We start from the raw sequence: 2,809 nt of genomic DNA on the forward strand, positions 1-2,809 counted from the left end.
TTCAGCGTGAGCAGGCCGGGATCGCCAGGGCCAGCCCCGATCAGCGAAACGAAGGCGCGGGAAACACTCATGGCCCTACCCTACGGGCTAACGGCGGTCAGGGCGCACAAACACATAGACCCCTGCGCGACCCGCAGTAGTTCAGTCAGGTCTGGAACCTTCCTGAGCCACCAGCTTAAGCGCGTCTTCATAAAAGAGTTTCGTCTGGTAGGCGCGAATCTGTCCCGCCGCGTACAGCCCGGCAAATTCGGCGCGGCTGACATAGCGGGCCACGGCGATCTCGTCGCTCAACTCAGGCGCGATGGTCTGCCCCGGCAGTGGCTCGGCCAGCCAGACGTGCCTCAAAATCAGCTCGTCGTCTTTGGGAATGCGGCCCAGATAAGCGCCCAGAAATTTGATCAGCCGGACGCGCAGACCCGTTTCCTCATGGGCCTCGCGCACCGCCGCGTCCTGCGGGTTTTCGTCTTCCTCGACGCTGCCCGCCGGAATGTGCCACAACCCGGCCTTTTCGGGTTTGTCAGGGGTACCGCGCTCATGAACCAGCAGAATGTCGCCCGCCGCGTTCAGAATGACCACGCCCGCCGCCTTACGGGACACCGGAACATGAGTGGATTCACCGTATTGCATTACCAGCGCCGCGCCTCTTTCAGGCTATTGACGTGGGCCACGTGGTGCTGCCCGTGCCACGCGTACATTGCCAGCAGGGTATCCAGCGTCCAGGTGCCGCTGATTGGATGTGTCCAGGGGCGCTGCCAGTCAGTTACGCTTGCCAGCACGTCCACCCAGCGCATGTGCAACTGCTCGAGCAAAAGTAGGCTGATTTCCGGGTTCAGGCGTGAGTCGGGCAGCTCGGCCCAAAGCTGTTCCTCATAGGGCTTGACGACTGGGTTGGCCTCGGTAAGTGCCAGTTTGGTTCGCACATAAGCGTTGATATGACTGTCGGCGACGTGGTGAACGACCTGGCACACGGTCCAGCCGCCCTCACGGTAAGGGGTGTGCAGTTGCGCCGCCGACAGACCGGCCACGGCCTGACGCAAGTCCTGGGGCAGCGCAGCGATGGCGGCAATGGCCCGTTCACGCTCTGGCCGGGAGAGGTGCCGGGGCTGCGGCATAGGGCCGAGGGGGTAGCGCGGGTCGGTCATGCGGGCAGTCTACTGGCTCACAGGGGCGGCTCAGGGGGGCGGCTCAAGAGCAAGGTCAACCCGGCGTTGGTTCGCCTCACGACTGCTTTTTCGTCCAGCGGTCGGCGTCGCGCTTCTCGATCTTGTCCATCATGCGCCCGAAGCCGCGTTCGAGGTTCAGGCCGCGCTCGTTCGCCATACAGATGGTCACGAACAGCAGGTCGGCCAGTTCCATCTCCAGGTCGCCTTGCGCCTCGCCGGGCTTGGGCTTTTTGCCGTTCTGGTGGGAAATAACGCGGGCAATCTCGCCAGTTTCCTCGGTCAGGCGGGCCAGCATCAGCAGCGGCGGAAAATACCCTTCCTCGAACTGCGAAATATAGGCATGGACGCGTTCGCTGGCTTCGGCAAAGGTCAGGGGCATGCGGCTCAGCATAGCGGGCGACCCGGCCACGCAAAAGAGAAACCGGGCCACGCAAAAGAAAAAGAGGACGCGCCCGGCGTCCCCTCCGCACTTCTGCGGCACTCAGCGAATATAGATGTAGGTTTCCTGCACGTCGCGGTCGGCGGGCGCATAGGGCGTCAGGTAGTCGCTGGTGACGTTGTTCCAGCGCGTACCGTCGTAGATGCCCCCCAGCACGAGGTCGGTGGTGGGCCGGGGGCGCGTGAAGATGGCCCGGAGGCGTTGCAGGCCGCGCGGCGTCGAGACGTTGAAGGTCACGGCGTCCTCGGGGCGCGGGAAGGTCGTCGTGCCGCGCTCGACGTAGGCGTTACGCACCAGTACATTGGCGCTGCCGTTGGCATTTAGCGCCACCAGAGTGACGTATCCGGCGTCGCGCACCGTGACACTGACCCGGATCGCCTCGCCGACGTTATAGGCGCTGCCTTCACCACGGTCGGGGGTCACGCGGGCAATCAGGTTGCTGCTGCTGCCCGCCAGCCCGTAGTTCGGACGTGGAGCAACGGTACAGGCACTGAGGCCCAGAGCAAGTGCGCCGAGGGCCAGGGCAGAAATGGATGTTTTACGCATGGTTTAAGTCTAGTAGGTCGGTCTGACGAAAACCTGAGTGTTACAAACTTCACGTTTAGACTTCGGGGGCACTCTAGGTGGCCCGGCCCAGGCGCTAGCATAGGCCCTATGCGCTGGCTGCCACTGAAACACGTTCTGCTGGTGGGTTTCCTGATGGGTGGCCCGCTGCACGGCTTCCTGTACCCCCCTTTGCCGGGGGCGGCGCAGGCCCAGACCATTGACGTGACGCGCCCGGCCACTTCTGCCAGTGCACAGCTGCCGCTGCGAGCGCCGAATACACCGTACACGATCAACCGCTTTTTCAGTGACTTAGACGGTGGGCAAGTGCAGTCGGTCATGCTGAGCAGTTCGGGCGACGCGCAAATCACGCTGGTCGGCGGCGGCAAGCCTATGTCGCTGGTGCTGCCCCCCGACGGCGCTACCCTCGACCGCATCCGGGGCGCCAACGTACCGCTGCGAATCATGGCGGGCGGCAGCATGTTCGGCTGGGTCGGGCAGGTATTGCCGCTGCTGCTCACGGGCCTGATCCTGCTGTTCATGTGGCGCACGCTGCGGGGCGGCGCGGGCGGCACCAACCCGACCAACTTTGGGAAATCGAAGGCGGCGATCATCAGCCAGGGCCAGATCAAGCTCAACTTCGGTGACGTGGCAGGCTGTGACG

General features: G+C 63.9%; 4 protein-coding genes and 1 pseudogene. 1 reads left to right on the plus strand and 4 read right to left on the minus strand.

Going from position 1 to position 2,809, the window contains the following annotated elements; genetic code table 11:
- Positions 1-141 precede the first annotated feature (141 nt).
- The 4 genes from QZ269_RS12655 to QZ269_RS12670 all read right to left on the minus strand — a co-directional run bounded on the left by QZ269_RS12655 (position 142) and on the right by QZ269_RS12670 (position 2,148).
- On the minus strand, positions 142-627 hold the full coding sequence (locus QZ269_RS12655) for a Nudix hydrolase (RefSeq protein WP_291427059.1): 486 nt from the start codon (positions 625-627) through the stop codon (positions 142-144).
- Positions 627-1,142, minus strand: a complete 516-nt coding sequence (locus tag QZ269_RS12660) for a YfiT family bacillithiol transferase (RefSeq protein WP_291427060.1) — start codon at positions 1,140-1,142, stop codon at positions 627-629. Before QZ269_RS12660 ends, QZ269_RS12655 begins: the two co-directional genes overlap by 1 nt.
- Positions 1,143-1,218: 76 nt before the next feature.
- Positions 1,219-1,542 carry a nucleotide pyrophosphohydrolase gene (locus QZ269_RS12665; protein WP_291427061.1) on the minus strand — a complete coding sequence of 108 codons (324 nt, stop codon included), beginning with the start codon at positions 1,540-1,542 and terminating at the stop codon, positions 1,219-1,221.
- A gap of 102 nt (positions 1,543-1,644) precedes the next feature.
- Positions 1,645-2,148, minus strand: a complete 504-nt coding sequence (locus QZ269_RS12670; RefSeq protein ID WP_291427062.1) for a DUF4384 domain-containing protein — start codon at positions 2,146-2,148, stop codon at positions 1,645-1,647.
- Positions 2,149-2,256: 108 nt separating this feature from the next.
- Between QZ269_RS12670 and QZ269_RS12675 the strand changes: the two are divergent.
- Positions 2,257-2,809: pseudogene (locus QZ269_RS12675) on the plus strand (hypothetical protein); the annotation flags it as partial.

The organism is Deinococcus sp. (assembly GCF_018260405.1).
GTDB lineage: Bacteria > Deinococcota > Deinococci > Deinococcales > Deinococcaceae > Deinococcus.

What these genes read in the sequence shown, in the direction of transcription:
- QZ269_RS12670 (WP_291427062.1), bottom strand. Translation starts at nt 2,148, where the DNA reads ATGCGTAAAACATCCATTTCTGCCCTGGCCCTCGGCGCACTTGCTCTG.
- QZ269_RS12655 (WP_291427059.1), bottom strand. Translation starts at nt 627, where the DNA reads ATGCAATACGGTGAATCCACTCATGTTCCGGTGTCCCGTAAGGCGGCG.
- QZ269_RS12665 (WP_291427061.1), bottom strand. Translation starts at nt 1,542, where the DNA reads ATGCCCCTGACCTTTGCCGAAGCCAGCGAACGCGTCCATGCCTATATT.
- QZ269_RS12660 (WP_291427060.1), bottom strand. Translation starts at nt 1,142, where the DNA reads ATGACCGACCCGCGCTACCCCCTCGGCCCTATGCCGCAGCCCCGGCAC.